The sequence below is a fragment of the Streptomyces daliensis genome (assembly GCF_054782395.1).
This window is the reverse complement of record NZ_BAAGSO010000051.1, coordinates 56,804-74,761: the sequence shown is the minus strand read 5'-3', so window position 1 is coordinate 74,761 and position 17,958 is coordinate 56,804. Positions and strand designations below refer to the sequence as shown.

At 68.5% G+C, this 17,958-nt stretch carries 20 protein-coding genes; 11 read left to right on the top strand and 9 right to left on the bottom strand.

The features are described from left to right. Positions 1-7 precede the first annotated feature (7 nt). The 3 genes from ACYVOO_RS10755 to ACYVOO_RS10745 form a co-directional block, all read right to left on the bottom strand. Positions 8-829, bottom strand: coding sequence for a hypothetical protein (locus tag ACYVOO_RS10755; protein ID WP_461015421.1), 822 nt, complete (start codon positions 827-829; stop codon positions 8-10). Positions 830-937: 108 nt separating this feature from the next. Then, entirely contained in the window at positions 938-1,288 is a 351-nt protein-coding gene (locus tag ACYVOO_RS10750) for a hypothetical protein (RefSeq protein WP_461015420.1), read from the bottom strand. Between the two features lie 266 nt (positions 1,289-1,554). Further along, positions 1,555-3,804, bottom strand: a complete 2,250-nt coding sequence (locus ACYVOO_RS10745; protein ID WP_461015419.1) for an ATP-binding protein — start codon at positions 3,802-3,804, stop codon at positions 1,555-1,557. Positions 3,805-4,258: 454 nt separating this feature from the next. Between ACYVOO_RS10745 and ACYVOO_RS10740 the strand changes: the two genes are divergently transcribed. From ACYVOO_RS10740 to ACYVOO_RS10725, 4 genes are all read left to right on the top strand, one after another. Continuing rightward, a complete protein-coding gene (locus tag ACYVOO_RS10740) occupies positions 4,259-4,474 on the top strand; it encodes a hypothetical protein (RefSeq protein WP_461015418.1) in 216 nt (71 codons plus the stop codon). Beyond that, positions 4,461-4,988, top strand: coding sequence for a DUF6879 family protein (locus ACYVOO_RS10735; protein ID WP_461015417.1), 528 nt, complete (start codon positions 4,461-4,463; stop codon positions 4,986-4,988). Before ACYVOO_RS10740 ends, ACYVOO_RS10735 begins: the two co-directional genes overlap by 14 nt. A gap of 45 nt (positions 4,989-5,033) precedes the next feature. After that, on the top strand, positions 5,034-5,903 hold the full coding sequence (locus ACYVOO_RS10730; protein ID WP_461015416.1) for a methionyl-tRNA formyltransferase: 870 nt from the start codon (positions 5,034-5,036) through the stop codon (positions 5,901-5,903). A gap of 192 nt (positions 5,904-6,095) precedes the next feature. Beyond that, a complete protein-coding gene (locus ACYVOO_RS10725; protein WP_453350445.1) occupies positions 6,096-6,341 on the top strand; it encodes a hypothetical protein in 246 nt (81 codons plus the stop codon). Between the two features lie 97 nt (positions 6,342-6,438). Here the strand turns inward: ACYVOO_RS10725 and ACYVOO_RS10720 are convergent, their stop codons facing one another. Further along, a complete protein-coding gene (locus tag ACYVOO_RS10720) occupies positions 6,439-7,071 on the bottom strand; it encodes a TetR/AcrR family transcriptional regulator (protein ID WP_461015415.1) in 633 nt (210 codons plus the stop codon). Between the two features lie 90 nt (positions 7,072-7,161). On the opposite strand from ACYVOO_RS10720, the gene ACYVOO_RS10715 reads away from it, so the two are divergent. After that, entirely contained in the window at positions 7,162-8,118 is a 957-nt protein-coding gene (locus ACYVOO_RS10715; RefSeq protein WP_461015414.1) for an NAD(P)-dependent alcohol dehydrogenase, read from the top strand. Between the two features lie 128 nt (positions 8,119-8,246). On the opposite strand, the gene ACYVOO_RS10710 is transcribed toward ACYVOO_RS10715, so the two are convergent. Beyond that, complete coding sequence (locus ACYVOO_RS10710; protein ID WP_461015413.1) at positions 8,247-8,789, bottom strand: NUDIX hydrolase; 543 nt, start codon at positions 8,787-8,789, stop codon at positions 8,247-8,249. A 15-nt stretch (positions 8,790-8,804) separates the two neighbouring features. Beyond that, positions 8,805-9,926: an adenosylhomocysteinase gene (locus ACYVOO_RS10705; RefSeq protein ID WP_461015412.1), complete on the bottom strand. Its 1,122-nt coding sequence runs from the start codon at positions 9,924-9,926 to the stop codon at positions 8,805-8,807. 210 nt (positions 9,927-10,136) lie between these two features. On the opposite strand from ACYVOO_RS10705, the gene ACYVOO_RS10700 reads away from it, so the two are divergent. Together ACYVOO_RS10700 and ACYVOO_RS10695 are read left to right on the top strand one after the other, a co-directional pair. Beyond that, the gene (locus ACYVOO_RS10700) at positions 10,137-11,318 is read left to right on the top strand and encodes a helix-turn-helix domain-containing protein (protein WP_461015411.1); all 1,182 of its coding nucleotides are present in this window, start codon (positions 10,137-10,139) and stop codon (positions 11,316-11,318) included. A gap of 1 nt (position 11,319) precedes the next feature. Beyond that, positions 11,320-12,138 carry a class I SAM-dependent methyltransferase gene (locus ACYVOO_RS10695; protein WP_461015410.1) on the top strand — a complete coding sequence of 273 codons (819 nt, stop codon included), beginning with the start codon at positions 11,320-11,322 and terminating at the stop codon, positions 12,136-12,138. Between the two features lie 104 nt (positions 12,139-12,242). Here ACYVOO_RS10695 and ACYVOO_RS10690 read toward each other — a convergent pair whose 3' ends face one another. After that, on the bottom strand, positions 12,243-12,668 hold the full coding sequence (locus ACYVOO_RS10690) for a VOC family protein (RefSeq protein WP_461015439.1): 426 nt from the start codon (positions 12,666-12,668) through the stop codon (positions 12,243-12,245). 198 nt (positions 12,669-12,866) lie between these two features. Here ACYVOO_RS10690 and ACYVOO_RS10685 point away from each other — a divergent pair, with 198 nt between their 5' ends. From ACYVOO_RS10685 to ACYVOO_RS10675, 3 genes are all read left to right on the top strand, one after another. Further along, positions 12,867-13,163: a hypothetical protein gene (locus tag ACYVOO_RS10685; RefSeq protein ID WP_461015409.1), complete on the top strand. Its 297-nt coding sequence runs from the start codon at positions 12,867-12,869 to the stop codon at positions 13,161-13,163. Further along, the gene (locus ACYVOO_RS10680) at positions 13,156-13,767 is read left to right on the top strand and encodes a DUF6879 family protein (protein ID WP_461015408.1); all 612 of its coding nucleotides are present in this window, start codon (positions 13,156-13,158) and stop codon (positions 13,765-13,767) included. The genes ACYVOO_RS10685 and ACYVOO_RS10680 overlap by 8 nt, the downstream gene beginning before the upstream one ends. Positions 13,768-13,979: 212 nt before the next feature. After that, entirely contained in the window at positions 13,980-16,232 is a 2,253-nt protein-coding gene (locus ACYVOO_RS10675; RefSeq protein ID WP_461015407.1) for an ATP-binding protein, read from the top strand. On the opposite strand, the gene ACYVOO_RS10670 is transcribed toward ACYVOO_RS10675, so the two are convergent. Together ACYVOO_RS10670 and ACYVOO_RS10665 are read right to left on the bottom strand one after the other, a co-directional pair. Continuing rightward, a complete protein-coding gene (locus ACYVOO_RS10670; RefSeq protein ID WP_461015406.1) occupies positions 16,199-16,426 on the bottom strand; it encodes a DUF397 domain-containing protein in 228 nt (75 codons plus the stop codon). The genes ACYVOO_RS10675 and ACYVOO_RS10670 overlap by 34 nt on opposite strands. Then, positions 16,423-17,301 carry a helix-turn-helix domain-containing protein gene (locus ACYVOO_RS10665; RefSeq protein WP_461015405.1) on the bottom strand — a complete coding sequence of 293 codons (879 nt, stop codon included), beginning with the start codon at positions 17,299-17,301 and terminating at the stop codon, positions 16,423-16,425. Before ACYVOO_RS10665 ends, ACYVOO_RS10670 begins: the two co-directional genes overlap by 4 nt. Before the next feature lie 20 nt (positions 17,302-17,321). On the opposite strand from ACYVOO_RS10665, the gene ACYVOO_RS10660 reads away from it, so the two are divergent. Beyond that, the gene (locus tag ACYVOO_RS10660; protein WP_461015404.1) at positions 17,322-17,891 is read left to right on the top strand and encodes an ATP-binding protein; all 570 of its coding nucleotides are present in this window, start codon (positions 17,322-17,324) and stop codon (positions 17,889-17,891) included. The last annotated feature ends 67 nt before the right edge of the window (positions 17,892-17,958 follow it).

The following is a 17,958-nucleotide window of genomic DNA, read 5'->3' as shown; positions in this document are numbered from 1 at the left end:
CCGGCCGTCAGAAGAGCTGGGGGTCGGTGAAGGCGCCGGTCGCGAGCAGGTAGACGTAGAAGTCCGCGAGCGCGACGCTGATCAGCGAGGCCCAGGCGAGCGCCGCGTGCCGTGCGTTCAGCTTCCCGACCAGGCCCCAGAGCTTGTAGCGCACCGGGTGCTTGGAGAAGTGCTTGAGCCGTCCGCCGACGATGTGGCGGCAGGAGTGGCAGGAGAGGGTGTACGCCCAGATCAGCACGATGTTGACCAGGAAGACCACGGTCCCCAGGCCCATGTGGCCCCACTCGTACTCGGGGTTGCGGAACCCGAGCAGGGTGTCCCAGGTGAGGATCAGCGCGACGAGGACGGCCGCGTAGAAGAAGTACCGGTGGATGTTCTGGAGGATGAGCGGGAAGCGGGTCTCGCCGGTGTACTTCTTGTGGGGCTCGGCGACGGCGCAGGCGGGGGGCGAGGCCCAGAAGCCCCGGTAGTACGCCTTGCGGTAGTAGTAGCAGGTCAGCCGGAAGCCCAGCGGGAAGATCAGGATGATCAGCGCGGGGGAGAGCCCCCACCAGTCCCCCAGGAGCGCCCAGTTGGGTCCGGCGCGCATCTCGTGGCAGTTGTCCGCGAGGCAGGGGGAGTAGAACGGCGAGACGTAGGGAGCCGCGTAGTAGTCCGCGTTGGCGAACGCGCGCCACGTCGAGTAGACGACGAACGCGAACAGGCCCAGCGCGGTCGTGGCGGGCATCAGCCACCAGCGGTCCTTGCGCAGGTGCCGTTCGGCGATGGCGGCGCGCGTTCCCTCGCGCACGCCGCCCGCTCGGGTAGAGGGTTCGGTGCCAGTGGCCAACGGTTTCTCCGGGTGAGGCGACGACGTCGGTGAGGGCGGTGAGGGCGGTGAGCAGTGAGGGTGGGCGGTGGGGGTGGGCGGCCCGCTCACCACCGGGGCGCGGGACGATCAGGGTGCGTGGCGGTCCTTGGCGCCGAGCCCCTCGTCGTCGACGTCGTTCCACAGCCCGCTGTCGTACGGCTGGTCCGGGATGGTCACCATCTCGGTCAGCGGCGCGGGAGCGGCGTCGGGCGTCGCGGCCCGCAGGAGCGAGAGCGATTCGCGCAGATGCTCCGCGTCACTGCGTACCCGGCGGATCTCCAGGCCTGTGCCGATGTGCTGTTCCAGGCGGCTGATGCTGCGGGCGAGGTCGTCCACGCAGCGCTGGGCGGCCGTCAGTTCGTCGTAGAGGGACGTTCCGGGCGCGCCTCGGGCGTCAGGGGTGCTGTGTGGACCGTGACTGTGACCGTGAGGAGACATGACTTGCCCACCTCCGCGAAGTGGTGGCGGCTGGCTGGCTCGACGTTCATGCGCCTGGCGAGTGTTGCGCGTCACACTCCCACTTGTGAAGGGCGCTGCACGGGTTTACGCCGCACGAGGGGGCGTTAAGGGGGTGGGGGCCCTTGCGGGAGCCCTTGGGAGGCCCTTGCGAGGGGCTTCGCGGGGCCTGGCGGGGTGCGGCGGCGCTGCGGGCGGCGGTGCGGGACCGGCCGGGTGGCCGGTTCATCGGCGGGCGGGGGCGCGCCCTACGACGATGCCGCCTCCACCTCGGACCGCTTCGCCTGTGCCACCGCGTCGGGGAACTCCGCCAGCAGACGAAGCGCCTCTCCGCGACATTCCCTGGCCTCCTCCTGAACCCCCTTGCGGGTCAGCGCTGTGGCGAGGTGGGCCAGGGAGAGCGCCAGGGACCACCGGTCATCCTTGCCGCGGAACGCGGCGGATGCCTGACGGTGGAACGCGACCGCGTCGTCGGCGCGCCCGAGCAGGAGGTATGCCTCGCCGGTCGTGTCCCATGCGGCGGCCTGGAGGTCGGGGCGGCCGACGCGCTGGAACAGGGCAGCGGCCTGCTGGAGGTGGCTGAGGGCTTCGGCGCCGTTCTCCTGAGCCAGGGCGATGTGGCCCAGTTCCAGGAGCGCGAGGGCTTCAAAGAGGGTGCCGTCTGCCTCGCCCGCGATGGACAGTGCCTGTTCGGCCGTCTGGTGCGCTGAGGCGAGACGTCCTGCCCGTCGGTGCACGGCCGACAGCCGTGTCAGCGCTTCGGCCTGCTCCAAGGGCTCCTCGATGTCGGCCAGCATGGCGGCCGACCGGCTCAGCAGAGCCTCCGCCCGGTCGAGGTCCCCGCCTTCGAGGAGCGCCCAGCCGAGGTTTCGTGTGAAGGCGCCGGTATAGAGGGCGTCGTCCAGCTCGCGCGCCTGCTCCAGAGCCTGCTCGAAGCAGGACGCGGCATCGTCGAGACGGTGCACGAACATGTGGGCCACGCCCAGGCCGTTGGCGGCGTGTGCCTGCCCGAACCTGTTTCCCAGTTCTCGGAAGATCCGCAGCGCGGCGTCGAAACTCTCCTCGGCCTCGGCCAGCCGGAACAGGTGCCGGTAGGCGATGCCAAGGGTGTCGAGGGTGATCGCCTCTCCGTACCGGTCGCCTGCTCGACGGGCGGACTCCAGGGCCACGCCCTGCGCGGGCAGCCAGGTGTCGGCCGACTCACGGTCCGCGATGACCATCGTCAGAACGGCCGGGATCTGCCAGGCGATCCGGTTCAGACCGACACCGCCGGCACTGCGGACCGAGGCGATGAGATTGTCGCGCTCGGTCTCGTACCAGGCGACGGCTGCTTTCCCGTCGTCGAAGACAGCGGGCTCGGCCCCGTCGTCCAGCGGTTCGAGCGTCAGCGGCATGGTGAACGTGCACGAACCGGCTCGTGCGGCGGAAGCGGCGGTGTGCAGATACCAGCCGAGGACCCGTGCCAGAGCAGCACGCCGGTCTTCGGGCGATTCCTCACGCTGGGCCTGATCGACGGCGTAGGCCCGCAGCAGATCGTGGAACTGGTAGCGGTCGTGACCGCACTCCTCCAGCAGATGCGCGCTGGCCAGGCTGTCGAGGTGACGGCGGGTGCGGGTGGGCGTGGTGGCCGCGAGGGCCGCCGCGGCTGCCACCCCGAACTCGGGTCCCGGGTGCAGCCCCAGCAGCCGGAACACCCGAGCGGTCTGCGGAGTGAGCGCGCGGTAGGACCACGCGAACACCGTACGCACGGCGTCCGCTTCGTCGGATTCCCCTCCAGCCGTTTCGGCCGTCGCCGACAGCGCGTCCCACAGTCCTGACTCGTCGCGCAGGTCCCTGATCAGATCGCGCAGTGGCATGCGAGGACGTGCTGCGGCGCGTTCGGCGACGATGCGCAGGGCAAGCGGCAGCCGAGCGCAGAGGCGGGCCAGTTCGGCCAAATCCGCGTCGTCGTCATCGGTGCGGTAGTCGGTGATGACAGCCCGCAGCAACTGGATCGATTCGTCTTGTGACAGCGTTTCCACGTTCACACGATGTGCACCTTCCCGAATCACCAAACCCGACATACGGGTACGACTCGTGACGGCAACCAGACAGTTCGCAGAGCCGGGCAGGAGGGGCCGGACCTCTCCGGCGGTGGCCGCGTTGTCCAGCACGATGAGCACATGCCGTTCGGCCGTCACCGACCGGAACAGCTCCGCGCGCGGCTCCTCACCAGCGGGGATGTGCTCCTTCGGCACGTTCAGTGCCCGCAGGAACCGGCCGAGCACGTCGGTGACGGTCAAGGGGGGACCAGGGTCGTAACTGCGTAGGTTGACGTACAGCTGCCCATCAGGAAAGTGAACCTTGACCTGATGTGCCCAGCGAATGGCGAGCGAGGTCTTGCCCACTCCAGCCGTACCGACCACGACGGCTATGCGCAAGGCCGCGGAATCCTGCTGGGCGTGAGCAGGACCTTCCAGCAGGATCCCCAGTGACCTCAGCTCATCGCGCCTGTTCACGAAGCCGCGCACGTCACCGGGCAATTGGGCTGGGCAGGGGGTCGCACTGAGTGCGGCGGTGTGGAGGTGTACGCCTCCGCTGATCTCGCCGGCTTGGACGACGTGAGCTGCCGACCCCGAGAGATCGTTGTGCGCTCTTGTCGGGGGCTCGGGCCCGGCCGCTGACTCCTCTCCCGGATCGTTCCGTCTCTCGGTCACATTCTCATCCTCGTCACCTGCTTCCTGACGTCAATGGAGTACCTCCTGAGCCGGTACGAACGAGCCGGTACGAAGATTCGACTCCTCTCTGTCCTGGTCTCCACCTGGCCTGTTTCTGCCATCAGGGATGAGAAAGTGAAACGATTTGGCTCTCAAGGGGGTAGATTCCGAACCAGTGAGGCGGTCAGGGTCGAACAGAGGCATATGCTGCTGAACTATGGAGTCGGCTCACAAGGGGGATCGGTGGGAGGCGTTCATGAAGATTAAATTCGTTGGCGGCACCACGGGGCAGGGTGGTTCGCCGAGGCTGTACAGGGACGAGGAAAGCGGAGATTTTCTCGTGCAAGGGTATGAGGTCAGCGATCCAGTCGATCTGGCACAAATGAAAATTCCCGGCGGCGAAACAGTCGTCCGAGTGCCGGCTTCACTATTCAACTATGTACCGAAGGATGGTGTGAATGGAGTCTCTTGACGCGGAAGGCTGGGCCCAGCTTTTTAACTCCTGCCGCGAATCGGCCTGTCATCTGGAAATGCGCGATCACTATGCGGTGGCGGAGGAAGCCGCGGACATCGAGAAGTGGCGGGCTGGGAAGTGGGGCCCGGAGGAGGACGCCGCGAGCAAGGCCGGTTGGCTTGAGCTGATGCGGGCCACCGCGGCACGCGGGGTACGACTGCGTCGGACGCGCATCATCTCCGAACCGGCCAGCGAATACATTCGGTTCGAGCATGACGGGACGCCGCAGAACATCGAGGCCGGAGAAGAAGTGCGCTGGCTGCCTCGCACACGGGCCTCCGGCCTGGCGTTGCCGGGCAACGACTGCTGGATCTTCGACGGTGCCACCGTACTGTTCAACCACTTCACTGGTGAGGGCGGTTGGGTCGGCAACGAACTGAGCCGCGATCCACGGGTCGCGGAACTGTGCACAAAGGCATTCGAGTCCGCTTGGGAACTCGGCGTGCCCCATGATGAGTTCACCTTGACCTGATGATCGGGTTGAGTGCCACCACTCCATGTCGTGAGGAACAGGGAGATGTCAACCCGTCTGCGAATCGGTGTGATCTCTTCGGGTCCCGCCGAGTTCTCCACAATCCATGCGGCTTGCACGGACGCCGGCCACCATCCCATCGCCTATTTCTACGGTCGCTCTCTTCGCTCCGGCGGCCCGAATCTCGACGACGCGGGGGAGATGACGGCGTCGATCCTTGATGCTGTTCCCGAGGGAATGGATCTGCTGCTTCCGGGGAGCGTCGAGGGCCTTGCGCTGGCGCTGGAAAGCTACCAACCGGACCTTCTGATCGTCTTCGGCTTCGCCTGGAAGCTCCCGCCCCGCGTTTTGGCGATTCCGCCACTCGGTGTGCTGAATGTTCATGTGTCAATGCTGCCGAAATACCGAGGTCCAGCACCCCTGCTGTGGGCGATTCGCAATGGTGACTCACGCAGCGGCATCACCGTGCACCGTATGGACAATGATTTCGACACCGGTAATATCCTCGCCCAGCAGGACGGAATTCCCCTCGCCGACGATATGAGCTGGGCGAGCTACTGCACTGACGCGATGCCCGTGGTCTATGACCTGCTCCGCACATCACTGGACAGAGCAGTGGCGGGTGACGCGGGTGAGCCACAGGATGACTCCGCGGCCAGCTATGCCGGATTCATGGAACCGGAATTCTCCTTCATCGACTGGTCCGGCAGCGCCCGCACGATTCATGACCAGGTCAGGACGCACCGCTTCATGCGCTCGCCCGATCGTCCGGTTGCACGGGTCGGCGACCGTTGGCTGTGCGTGAGGCGCACCAGCCTTGAACCGGCCGATGGGCTCCTGGTCACTTGCGGCGACGGGAAACCGCTGTGGATCACGGAATCCGAGAGGACGAAGCCGCCGAAGGAGGGGGAGTGAGGGCGGTGTGGCTGGGCGGTGGGCGGTTGGTGAGGGCGTAAGAGAGGAGCGTCACTCCGTGAACTCGCGTCGCAGGGCGCGCATCGAAGCCTGTGGAAGACGCGGCGGCGCCGAGGACTCACCGGCCGGGCCCACCTTTCCGGGGTGCTGTTCGCGGAAGCTCTGAAGTTGGTCTCACCATCTGGAGGACGTATGAAGTCGTGGCGTTCCCGTGCCGCTGCCGGTCTGGCTGTGGCCGCCGCCGTGGTCGCCATCCCGCTGACCGCCGGTTCCGCTGCCGCTGAGGGCTGGGAGCCGGTCGGTGGCGGCCCCGCTGTGTACGGCTCGCTGGCCGAGTGCGAGGCCGAGGCGGCGCAGCTCAAGGCTGACGGCACCTACAAGGACGCCCGGTGCTACACCGACGAGAAGGGCTGGGTCTTCCTGGAGGTGCTGCGCTGACGCCCGGCAGACCCGGCCCGGCGCTCCTCGTTCCGAGCGCCCCGCTGCCCCGGAGGCCCACCGGTCTCCGGGGCAGCGGCATGTCCGGCCGACGGTGTCAGGCGCCGTCCGACGGACCGGGGCCAGGGGTGGGGGAGCGCACGCCCTCGATGGCGAGGTCGAGCAGCCGGCCCGCCTGCGCTCCGCCGTCGTGCTCCTCCGACGTGAGCGAGATGGCGCTGACGAGCGCGAGCAGGTCCTCGGCCCGGACGCCGGCGCGTACCGTGCCCGCCTGCCGCGCCCGGTCGAGCAGTTCGTCCGCCGCGGCGGTGATCATCGTCGCGCAGCCGTCGTTCTCCTCCAGCAGGTCGGCGTCCTGGCCGCCGCCGCGCAGCAGCGATCCGACCAGACCGTGGCTGGCCGCCGCGTAGACGGTGAAGTCCCGCAGCCAGGTGAAGAGCGCGGTGCCCGGCTCGCCGCCTTGCGCGTGCTCCCGTGCCCGGGCGCACAGCGCTTCGACGCGGTCGCGGAAGACGACCTCCAGCAGCGAGCGCCGGGAGGGGAAGTGCCGGTGCAGGGTCGCGGACCCGACACCGGCCCTGCGGGCGATCTCTTCCAGTGAGGCGTCGGCGCCGTGGGCCGTGAAGGTCTCCTCTGCGGCGGCGACGATGCGTTCGTAGTTGCGCCGGGCGTCCGCGCGCATGGGCCCTCGCGCCGTGCTGCCGACCACCATGACCTCCAGGTTTGCCAAATGGGGTGCCTCTCCGCTTATCGTAGCTGACGTAAGTGGGGGGCCACCCCGTTTCTCGGGGCGGCTGGTACGGAGAGTCAGGAGAACGTCATGCGTGCCGTGCAGTACGACCGTTTTGGCCCGCCCGAGGTGCTGCGCGTCGCCGAGGTGCCGAAGCCCAGCCCCGGACCGGGAGAAGTGCTGGTCGAGGTGCACGCGGCCAGCGTGGACGCGGGGGAGACCGCCTTCCGCGCGGGCAGGATGCGCGGCATCGCCCGCGCCAAGTTCCCCCGCCGCGTGGGCGGCGACTTCGCCGGGCGCGTCGTGGAAGCGGGTGCCCAGGTGCGAGGCTGGCAGCACGGGGACGCGGTGTGGGGCGTCATGCCGCACTTCGCCTTCGGCGCCCTCGCCGACTACGTCGCCGTCCCCGGGGAACGGCTCGCCCCGGCGCCCGGGAACCTGAGCCTGCTGGAGGCCGCCGCGCTGCCGACGTCGGGCACCACCGCGCTGACCGCGCTGACGGAGAAGGCGCGCCTTGCTCCCGGCGAACGGCTCCTTATCCGGGGCGCCACCGGGGGCGTCGGCAGCCTCGCCGTGCAGCTCGGCAAGGCGCTCGGCGCGCACGTCACCGCCCTCGCCGGTGCCAGGAACCTCGACTGGATCAGGGAACTGGGCGCGGACGAGGCCCTGGACTACCGCACCACCCGACCCGATGACCTCGGCCGTTTCGACGTCATCGTCGACGTGGTCGGCACCGAGCTGGGCGCCTATCAGGCCCGGCTCGACCGCCGGGGGCGCATGATCGCCCTCGCCTTCGACCCGGACCGCATCGTCGCGTCCATGCTCGGCACGGGGCTGCGCGCCGCGCTCCGGCCCCGTCAGGTCAAGCTGTTCAGCAACAACCCGCCCGCCGAGCGCATCGCGGAACTCGCCCGGCGCGCCGAGAAGGGGGATGTGCGGCCCGTGATCCACGCCGTGCTGCCGATGGACGGCATCGCGGAGGCCCACCGGGGGCTCGAAGCGGGAGGTGTGCGCGGGAAGTACGTCGTGGACATGGGGCGCGCGTAGGAGTCCCTGACGGTGTGGGTGGGGGTGCGGGTTACGGCGCGGCTGGCTACGGGTTGAGGTGCCGTGGCCGGGGCAGGGCGAGCGCCTTCCCCGGGCCGGGACGGAATCTCGCCAGATGGTCATTTGTGTCAGCGGGAGGCCAGCACCCGGCCCCGCAGCGGCTCGGTGGCCAGCGTGTCCGCGGGCTGCCACGAATAGGCGGTCACTTCGTCCTCCTGCAACACCACGTCGTTGACGGTCGTGCGGCAGAGGAACCGGAAATCGAAGTGCGGGTGCGTCGGCTCGCCCTTCGCGTCGTTCGCCGGGATCTGGTGCGCGTCGACGTGCAGCGGGACCGGGCCGGCTGCCTGGACCTGCGCAGCGGTGACGCCGGTCTCTTCCGCGAGCTCTCGCAGTGCTGCGTTGAGAAGGGTCTCGTCGCTCGGCTCGATGTGTCCACCGGGCAGCAGCCATTTCGCGAGGGCGCGGTGTTCGATGGTGAGCACGCGGCCATCGGGGCGCAGCAGGATGGCCCCGGCGGTGACGTGTCCGCGGAACTCCTTGCGCGATGTGATCGAGTCGCCTGCCTCGTTGAGCACCTCAGAGAGGGCGGCGAGCGAACTTTTGTCGTCCGGATGCTGGCCGAGGTACGCGTCGAGCGTCTCGCGTACATGCTGGGCGGTGATCGGCATGTTTTTCCTTACCGGTTACCGGTTGAAGTAGTTGAGCCACGTTGCTGCGACGATCGTGCGATCGCTTGCGGCAACCTCATGCATACCGGGTCCGAGATCGCCGCGGGCGAGCATCCGGACTCCGGCGAGGATCTCCGCCTGAACGAGGTAGATGAACGGGCCCACGCTCGCGCCGTGCAGGAAGTTGACGGCGTTGCCGCCGTTGAGCAGGTAGAAGTAGTGCCCGGTCGTCTGGTAGCGCGTGACGTGCTCCCCGGCTGGCGTGCGCTGATAGATGCTGGGCAGCGAGTCGAGGTCGAGTTCGTCCTCGGACGAGGTGACCGTGGCGACGTACGCGCCGTTCCGCAGTCGCGGGAAGTCCTCGCCCCGGAGCGACACTGAGCCGGTCGCGCACAGCACGAGCCCGGCCCCGTTCAGAGCGGCGGCACGGTCGCGGGCGACCGTGAATCCCTGGGAGAGCGCCTGCGTGCGGCGCACAGGGTCGATGTCGTAGACGGTGACCTGTACGCCCTTCGCGTGCAGCAGCCGTGCGATCGAGCTGCCCAGCTTGCCGAAGCCGATGACGAGGGCTGGGCGGCCGTGCAGGATATCGCTCCGGGAGCGCATCAGAGCCTCGGCCGAGAACACGACCGACTGCCCTACGAGGAAGTCCTCGGGGTCCTTGAGCGGGGAGCGGGCGACCGAGACGACGGGGCACGGCAGCTTGTCGCACTCGGCGTACCTCTTGTGGCCGTTCTCGGTGTCCTCGACCACGCCCAGGATGCGGCCCGAGAACCGGTCGCACAGAGCGTCGAGCGTCGGGGCGAAGTAGCCGCCCACGTCGAGCAGTACGACTGTGTGTCCGGCGGCGCGTGCCTCGAAGTAGTCGACGGTCAGTTCGGGGTTCTCGAAGGTGTCACGTGAGAGGGGATCGCACTGCACGGATCGCTCGACCTCTCGGCGTGCCCCCGCATCGATCGACTTCGGTTTCGGGAGTACGGCGCGCAAGGCTGTCTGTCGCGCTACGGCCTGCACGAAGCTCGGACGTTCTGACAGCAGGTGAGTGATCAGAAACGACGCGGGCCGTTCAGCGGGGGCGAACTCGGCGGCGACTCGCTGAAAGTAGGCGCCGAGGCTGGCGCGCTCGAACTGTTCCACGGTTCACTTCCTTTGGGTGAAGTGGTGCGGACCTTCACCAGGTCAGCGCCGAAGCCGTTTTCGGTGCTCAGAGCAGCGCCGAAGACGCTCGCCGCTTTCCTGCAACGGCATGGCACCAGGAGAACAGCCGGGCCTCGTACCGGTCGGGAGCCCGCTCGGGGGCCAAACAGGGGGCCAAGATGGGGCTAGGAGCGGTGCGAGGGAGCCAGGATGAGCGAAATCGGCATCGGCGAGTGTCTTGCGCGGCTGCGCGCAGAGTTCGGCTGGACTCAGCAGCAAGTGGCGGACCGCTACAACGAGGTCGAGGGCCGGTCCGTGATGACGGGCAAGGAGATCGGCCGGTATGAACGTGAGAACCGGACCCCTACGCCGCGTACCCGCGGGCACCTGGCCGAGGTGTTCGACATCGACTCTCCCGCCCTGGACCGTGCTGCGGCTGTCACGAAGCGACGCAGGAAGGAAGCGCAGGCCGCAGGCGGGGCCGTGCTGGTCAGCGATGCCGGTGAAACCGCAGCCGCAGTGGCGGTCGCCCCTCCTTCTCGTCACGTCTTAGCCGCGGACGCTGCCGCATCCGCGCGGTTCGCGTGGTTCATTGCCGCGCGCAACAGCGACGAGCACACGGCCGAACAGCTCGACGCCGAGGTCGCGTCACTTGCCCGGCACTTCGTGAGCCGGCCGATGACCCATGCTCGTACCGCGTGGGCGTGTGCTGATGCGGCAGGGCACAACGGGCTCAAGGGATGGGTGCGGGGAGTTGAGTCGCTGATCGCCTTTTGGAACGGACACCCACGACAAGCCGCAGGGCTGGCCCGGTCAGGGCAGCAGTACGTGGCGCCCGGGAGTATTGGTGTGAGGCTGGCGAGTCTGGAAGCGAGAGCGCTCGCCGTGGCCGGAGACCAGCGTGGGGCCGCTGCTGCCCTGGCGACCGCTGCCCAGGCTCGCGACGCCATGTGCGAGCCGGATGAGATGCCGGGCGTCTTCAGTTTCCCCGCCGCGAAACAGCTCGCATATGCGGGCACGACCTACCTCGCCATAGGGGGAGCGCACAACGTGCAGCAGGCGGTCGAGGCGGCTCAAGCGGCGGTCGGTCTTTACCGCTCGACCACGGACGACGACCGTTCGGTCGGTGATCTGCACGCCGCGCACCTCGATCTCGCGAGGTGCCACATGGTTGCGGGCGAGATCGATGCGACCGAGGCCATGATCGGTTTCGTCCCCAAGACCCCTCCCGGACATCTCTCAGCGAGCATCCGGCCGCGGTTGTCCGACCTTGCCGACGAACTCGGCGCCGCGCAGTACCGTGGTGCTCCGCAAGTGGCACACCTGAGCGACCGCATCAGGAGTACAACCCATCGTGTCGCCCTCCGTGCCGCTGACCACCGGAGTCGCTGACGTGACCGACCTGCCCGCCGAGCACGACGCCGCCGTGACGAACCGGGCCATCCTGACCGGTAGCGCCTACAGCACCGGACGGGACCTTGCCGCCCGTCAGTCGCTCTACCGATGGCAGACACCGCGTTATGACTTGCCAGGGATCATCGTCGACCGGTTGCGGCAGGTGCGCGGCACGGTCGTCGACGTGGGGTGCGGCAACGGGAAGTTCATCAGTCGGCTGAACCAGGACCTCCCCGATCTGCGGGTGGTCGGGCTAGATGTCTCGCTCGGCATCCTCGACGGAGTGCCCCGGCCGGTGATGGTGGCCGACGCCGAGCGGCTCCCGTTGCGCACAGGAAGCGTCAACGCGGCTCTTGCGCTGCACATGCTGTACCACGTGCAGGACATACCCGCAGCGATCAAGGAGCTCGGTCGGGTCGTCACGGCCGAGGGCATCGTGATCGCGTCTACGAACAGCGACCGGGACAAGGCGGAGCTCGACCGGCTGTGGGAACGTGCCGCGGGCGAGGTGCTGGGGGTCGACCGAGGGCCCTCGCGTATATCGCTCAGCGCTCGATTCTCACTGGAGAAGGCCCCGGCGTTGCTCGGAGCCGAGTTCCGCGAGATCGAGGCGATGGAGTTGCCCGGCACGATCGCCGTGCGTACGCCCGAGCCCGTGATCGCGCACATGGAGTCGTACCGAGCATGGGCCGATCAGCACGACGTGCCGTTCGACGCCACCATCGCCCGCGCTCGGGCGATCCTGACCGACCACATCGACCGGTGCGGCGCGTTCAGAATCTCTTGTCTCGGCGGCATCTTGGTCTGCTCGCGATGACGCGCTAGGGGATCTCTCGGGCGTGCGGCAGCGCCGGTTCGGCTGGTTCGGCTACGCGGTGGGGCGGCCTCGGCGGGACCCGACGCTGACCAGCGTGACGGAACCTAGCCGATCCGTTCGGCCAGCGCGACGATGATTCCCGACGGGCCGCGGAGGTTGCAGAGCCGGTAGACGTTCTCGTACCGCGCCACCTCGCCGAGGAGCTCGGCGCCGTGGCGGCGCAGGCGGGCGATCGTGTCGTCGATGTCGTCGACGGCGAACATGACGCGGTGCAGGCCCAGCGTGTTGGGCGGCGGGTCGAGGGGCCCGGCGGCGACCGCAGTGGGGGCGTGGAACTTCGTCAGCTCCAGCTTGCCGTGGCCGTCAGGGGTGCGCATCATCGCGATGGCGCTGCGGACCCCGTCGAGGCCGAGCATCTGGTCCGCCACGGTTCCCTCGGTCTGCGCTTCGCCCTCCAGCTCCATGCCCAGCTCGGTGAAGAAGTCGACGGCGGCCTCCAGGTCGTCGACGACGATGCCGACGTTGTCCATCCGCTGAATCGTCACGGGGTACTCCTCATGCGTCGCGCAGTCCAGTCCGCTCTGGCTGCTGGTACCCCTGGGACGGAGCCGGCGCGTCATTCTCGACACCTGGACGTGCCGATTTTCCGGGTGCTTCATCCGTAGGTGCGGGACCTCTGCCGCGCTAGCCTGATACTCCAAGGATTCGGCTCCTCACGGAGGGCGACCATGGTGAACGGTGTTTGGAGCCCCGACCCGCAAGCCTCGTTCGTCCGTCGGCTCGGCATCGCGCCGACGGATCCCGGCAGCGGTCGTGAATCGGGAGAGACCGGCAGCGGCGGCGAGGGTGGGTGCCCGGACGTCTGGGAGCTGGACAACGGGGACGTCGTCGTGATCGGGCGCGATCTGACCGAGAACTACGTGGGGCTCTTGCCCGATGGGGTCAGCGTCGGTGCGGGCGAGCGGCTCGTGGTGATCCCCCGAGGCATGGCCAGGGCGGTACGGATGGGTGTTCCGGATGCTTGATGAACTGGCGGGCGCGCCGGGCGAACGGTTGCTCGGCGACACTTACTGGGCCGACTTCGAAGAACGCTTCTGGCGAATCGGCGAGCCAGGGTTCTGGAAGCTGGAGCGCCTCCAGGAATTCCAGGAGCCCATGGACGACAGTTGGGTCGCCTTCTCCAAGGGAGACTGGCCGCACGCCCTGGCTCTGCTGGAGAGCCGTCGCGAAGCGCTCACCCAGCACTACGCCAGGCTCCGGGCTCACAGGTTCGAGACCTGGCGCATCCGAGTGGTGGAGCAGCCGCTCACCGACTACATGCGCTGGGAGCTGCGCCTGCTGCTCATGAGGGACGAACTCGGCGGCCATACCCGGGTGATCGATGCTGGGCGGGTCCGCCCGTACGAAGAGGACGGCAGACTGCCCGAGTTGATCACGCTCGGCGATGACGTGGCGTACCGCCTGCTCTACGACGAGAACGGACTCCAAGAAGGCGGCGTCCGTTACGCCGGGCATGATCTGGTGGCTGGCTGCCGGAAGTTCGTGCAAGGGCTCTACGGGGAGGGGGAGGGAATCAGGGAGTACATGGCCCGCGAAGGGCTCCTCTCAAATCGAGAGCAGCACCGGTGACAGGCTCGCCCGACGAGCCCTCTCACCCCGACGAGCCCTCTCACCCCGACGAGCCCTCTCACGTCGAATCCCGATCCCATTCAGAATCCCATTCAGACCTGTCCGGCTCCGCGCACGATGTAGTGCAGGCCGGGAACGTGCACGGCGGAGTCCACTTCCACCACGGGACGGACCCGAACCGCCCCGCTCCACCTCGTCAGCTCCGGGGGGATGTGAGGGGATTCGTCAATCGCCGCGATGAGATCCGGGCGCTCGACGCGGTCCTCGGACAGGAGCAGGGCGGGGCTTCGGGAGCCACCGGGGTCTACGTCATCACTGGAACCGCGGGGGTGGGCAAGACCCCGCTGGCCCTGCACTGGGCGCACGGGGTACGCGATCAGTTCCCTGGCGGTCAGCTCTACGTGAACCTGCGCGGCTATGACCCGGGCGAACCGGTCACCGCAGAGCAGGCTCTCGACTACTTCCTGCGGGCTCTGGGCGTCGCCCCGTCGTCGATACCGGCACGTCTGGAGGACCGCTCCGCTCTGTACCGGTCGCTACTGGCCGATCAGCGCGTCCTCGTGGTCCTGGACAACGCGGCAACTGTCAGCCAGGTCCGGCCCCTGCTGCCCGGGGGCCCGGACTGCCTGGTGCTGGTGACCAGTCGGCATCGCTTCTCCGGCCTGGTCGCCAGAGACGGCGCGCACCGGATCACGCTGGACGTGTTCTCCGAGCGGGACGCGGTGCATCTGCTGCACACCGTGACGGCGGAGTGCAGAGCGCTCACCGACACCGACACGGAGCTGTCCGAGCTGGCCCGTCTGTGCGCCCGACTGCCGCTCGCCCTGCGGATCGCCGCAGAGCGAGCGTCGAGCAGGCCCCTGATGCCCCTGGACGAACTCATCGCCGACCTGCGGGACGAGTCGGCGTTGTGGGGTGCGCTGACGGCAGAGGAGGACGACGAGTCCGACGCCGTGCGAACCGTTTTCGCCTGGTCCTACCGGGCCCTGTCCGAGGCGACCGCGCGGCTCTTCCGGCTGCTGGGTCTGCACCCAGGACCTGAGTTCGGCGTATCCGCCGCGGCCACGCTCGCCGGTACCACTGTCACGGTGGCCCGCCGCCTGCTCGACGTCCTGACGGGAGCGCACGTTCTCGAACAGGCCGCGTACGGGAGGTTCCAGTTCCACGACCTTCTGCGGATCTACGCCGCCCAGCAGGCCGAGCGGTACGAGGACGAGGAAGCCAGGAACAGCGCCCAGGCACGCGTACTGAATCACTACCTCTTCACTCTGGCCCACGCGATCTCGCGCATCGCCCCGCTGGACCGACCTCTCCCGATGCCGGAGCCGTACCCGGATGGGCCGGATGTGGTGGTGGACGAGTTCACGGACCGCGCTGCGGCGTTGCGGTGGTTCGAGCTGGAACAGGCCAACCTCGTGTCCGCCGTCCGCACAGCCTCGGCCAGCGGTCGGCACGAGGTGGCATGGCGGATCGCCGCCCTGCTGCGCAGCGTCTACGTAAGCCGCAACCCGTTCCAGGAATGGATCGCCACATCCGAAACGGGTCTCGCGTCGGCCACCGCCATCGCTGACCGGCGGGGGCAGGCGGAGCTGCACGACAGCCTGGGCAAGGCGTACTTGCAGTCCCAGCGGCTGGACGAGGCCGAGCTGCACCAGCACGAGGCGCTGCGACTGCGCAGAGAGACCGGCGACCGCTATGGCGAGGGCGTCGCCGTCAACGCCCTCGGGCTGCTCGACTGGCGCCGCCGCAGGCTGGTGGCCGCCGAGGCGCGGTTCGAAGAGGGACGGGAGATCTTCCGCCGCCTCGCGGATCTGCGCTGGGAGTCCCTGCTCCTGTCGAACCTGGGAATGACCCGGTTCGACGGGCTGCGGCTCGATGCCGCGACGGCGGACCTCACCGCGGCGGTCCGACTCTGCCGGGAGGCGGGGGACCGGGCCTACGAGGGGAACGCACTGTTCTACTTGTCGATGACGCAACGGGAGCGGGGCGAACCGGAGGCCGCCCTGTCCACCATCAGGCAAGCCCTCGACATCGCCGAGACGGACCGGCTCACAGCCTGGGGAGCCTACTGGCTCCTGGAACTCGCGCGAATCCAGTGCGCTCTGGGGGAACCGGGCGATGCCTTGGTGTGCTGCCAGGAATCAGCCGTGGCCCAGCGGAAAATCGGCGACCGCAACCGCGAGGCTGCGGCACACGACTGCGCGGGCGAGGCGTACCGCGACCTCGGCCGCTTCACAGAGGCCGCCCAATTCCACCGAGTGGCCGTCTCCGCGTACCGCGACACGGGGGATCAGTGGGCCCTCGCGAACGCACTGGTCAACTTGGCGCTGGCGCTGGCGTTGTCGGACGACGGTGACGGAGAGGAAGCCGCAGGGTGCGCCGCAGAGGCCGCAGCGCTTCTGAGCGGCTTCGACGACGCGCGTGCGACGGCTCAGCGCGAGCGGGTCGCGGCGCTGCTCCCGTGAACGAGCGCGACGAACGTCGACCACGCGGTGGGGGATGCGGTGAGGTGGGGGCGGGTCACGTCTTTGGAGTCGCGGATGTGGATCTGCTCCGCGTCTGTGGCGACCTCTACGCAGCTAGGCCCGTCGTCGCTGCTGTAGCTGCTCTTGACCCACGTCAGAGAGGTGTCGACTCCGGCTGTGTGTTTGCGGATCATGTCTCTCCTAGAAGCTGCTCGATGTAGGCCAGCGACTCACGGGGGGTGAGTGCCTGCGCCCGGATCATGCCATACCGCATCTCCAGGATCTGTACCTCAGCGGGCTTGGTGATCAGGCGGCTTGTGAGCTGGCCCTCTGAAAACCCCAATGTTGTGCCGTCGTTCAGTTTCAGCACTTGATGCTCACCGCTCATGCCGGAGTGCTCTTCGCGGCTGGTCGGCATCACCTGGATTTCCACGTGCCGCAACTGTGCCACCTCCAGCAGGCGTTGGAGCTGGCGTCGCAGAACCATTCTCCCGCCGAGAGGGCGCCGCAGCGTCACCTCTTCCTGGACAAAGGTGAGCATGGGCGTGGGGTGCCGTTCGAGGATGCGCTGTCGGGCCAAGCGTGCTGCTAGCTGGCGTTCGATCTCGTCCTCGCTGTACGCGGGGCGCCGCATCTCGAACAGCGCTCGCGCGTACTCCTCCGTCTGCAAGAAGCCGTGCACGTTGTGGTTGGCGTACGCGCCCAGATCGACAGTGTTGTCCTCCAGCTTCTTCAGATTCCGGACCTTCTTCGGGTAGCGGGCCTCGGCCACGTCCTTCTTCATGGCCGAGATCTTGCCCTCGGCCCTCAGCACCCGGTCGGCGTTGTCCAGGAACTCCGGCTTCGGGATGCGCCTGCCACGTTCCACCGAGGAGACCAGGTCCCCGCCGTAACCGATGCGTGTGCCCAACTCGGGCTGCGTCAGCCCTGCCGCCTCGCGCCACACCTTGATCATGCGGCCGACGGCACGAAGCAGCGGGCCGGAGTCGTCCTCCGTGTCCAAGCTCCAGTCCGTGCTGTCCGCGCTGTCGGCAGTGTGGTCTTTTTGTCGTTCCTTGCCCTCGCTCATATGTCCACCCGCTTTTCGTCGTGTCGTACGTACTCAACCCGGGTGGCTCGGCTCACGTCACGACGAACGGCCCGTACAAACCCCCACCTCATCCGTACAACCACCCCTCGTTCGCCTGCCGTTACTGGTCACCGTCCGTGCCGCTGGCCACGCTGGGTGAGATGAACCAGCACTGCACCGCCCAGTTCCCCTCCACCCGCAAGGGCGCCCACCGCGCCCGGCTGGTCGCCGTCGCGCAGCTCTGTGCGTGGGGCGTGCCCGTCGAGGCGACCGAGGGAGCCGCGAGCGTGGTGGCGGAGCTGGGCGCCAACGCGGTGACGCACGGGCATGTGCCGGGGCGGCGCTTCCGGCTGGAGCTGTTTCTGCGCTGCGACGGTGTGCTGCGCGTCGAGGTGGCCGACGCGCGGGGTGAGGCGCGTCCGCCCAGGTCCGGTGGGCTCCGGGCCGTGGCCGAGGACGCCGAGTCGGGGCGCGGGCTGCTGCTCGTCGAGGCGCTGGCCCTGCGCTGGGGAGTCGCGCCGGGCCCTTTCCCGTGCAAGACCGTCTGGGCCGAGGTCGTCCTGGGAGAGGCGGCAGGGCCGGGCGGGTGATCGGCCGTTTCGGCGGCGGAGCCGCCCCGCGTGCTCCGCACGGGTGGCGTCGGGGCCGTTTCACGCG

Excerpts from the sequence above, each read along its gene's own strand:
- ACYVOO_RS10740 (WP_461015418.1), top strand. The coding sequence starts at position 4,259 with ATGAAGATTAAATTCGTTGGCGGCACCACGGGGCAGGGTGGTTCGCCG.
- ACYVOO_RS10670 (WP_461015406.1), bottom strand. The coding sequence starts at position 16,426 with ATGATCCGCAAACACACAGCCGGAGTCGACACCTCTCTGACGTGGGTC.
- ACYVOO_RS10690 (WP_461015439.1), bottom strand. The coding sequence starts at position 12,668 with ATGGACAACGTCGGCATCGTCGTCGACGACCTGGAGGCCGCCGTCGAC.
- ACYVOO_RS10685 (WP_461015409.1), top strand. The coding sequence starts at position 12,867 with ATGGTGAACGGTGTTTGGAGCCCCGACCCGCAAGCCTCGTTCGTCCGT.
- ACYVOO_RS10750 (WP_461015420.1), bottom strand. The coding sequence starts at position 1,288 with ATGTCTCCTCACGGTCACAGTCACGGTCCACACAGCACCCCTGACGCC.
- ACYVOO_RS10665 (WP_461015405.1), bottom strand. The coding sequence starts at position 17,301 with ATGAGCGAGGGCAAGGAACGACAAAAAGACCACACTGCCGACAGCGCG.
- ACYVOO_RS10700 (WP_461015411.1), top strand. The coding sequence starts at position 10,137 with ATGAGCGAAATCGGCATCGGCGAGTGTCTTGCGCGGCTGCGCGCAGAG.
- ACYVOO_RS10725 (WP_453350445.1), top strand. The coding sequence starts at position 6,096 with ATGAAGTCGTGGCGTTCCCGTGCCGCTGCCGGTCTGGCTGTGGCCGCC.
- ACYVOO_RS10715 (WP_461015414.1), top strand. The coding sequence starts at position 7,162 with ATGCGTGCCGTGCAGTACGACCGTTTTGGCCCGCCCGAGGTGCTGCGC.
- ACYVOO_RS10710 (WP_461015413.1), bottom strand. The coding sequence starts at position 8,789 with ATGCCGATCACCGCCCAGCATGTACGCGAGACGCTCGACGCGTACCTC.
- ACYVOO_RS10680 (WP_461015408.1), top strand. The coding sequence starts at position 13,156 with ATGCTTGATGAACTGGCGGGCGCGCCGGGCGAACGGTTGCTCGGCGAC.
- ACYVOO_RS10735 (WP_461015417.1), top strand. The coding sequence starts at position 4,461 with ATGGAGTCTCTTGACGCGGAAGGCTGGGCCCAGCTTTTTAACTCCTGC.
- ACYVOO_RS10730 (WP_461015416.1), top strand. The coding sequence starts at position 5,034 with ATGTCAACCCGTCTGCGAATCGGTGTGATCTCTTCGGGTCCCGCCGAG.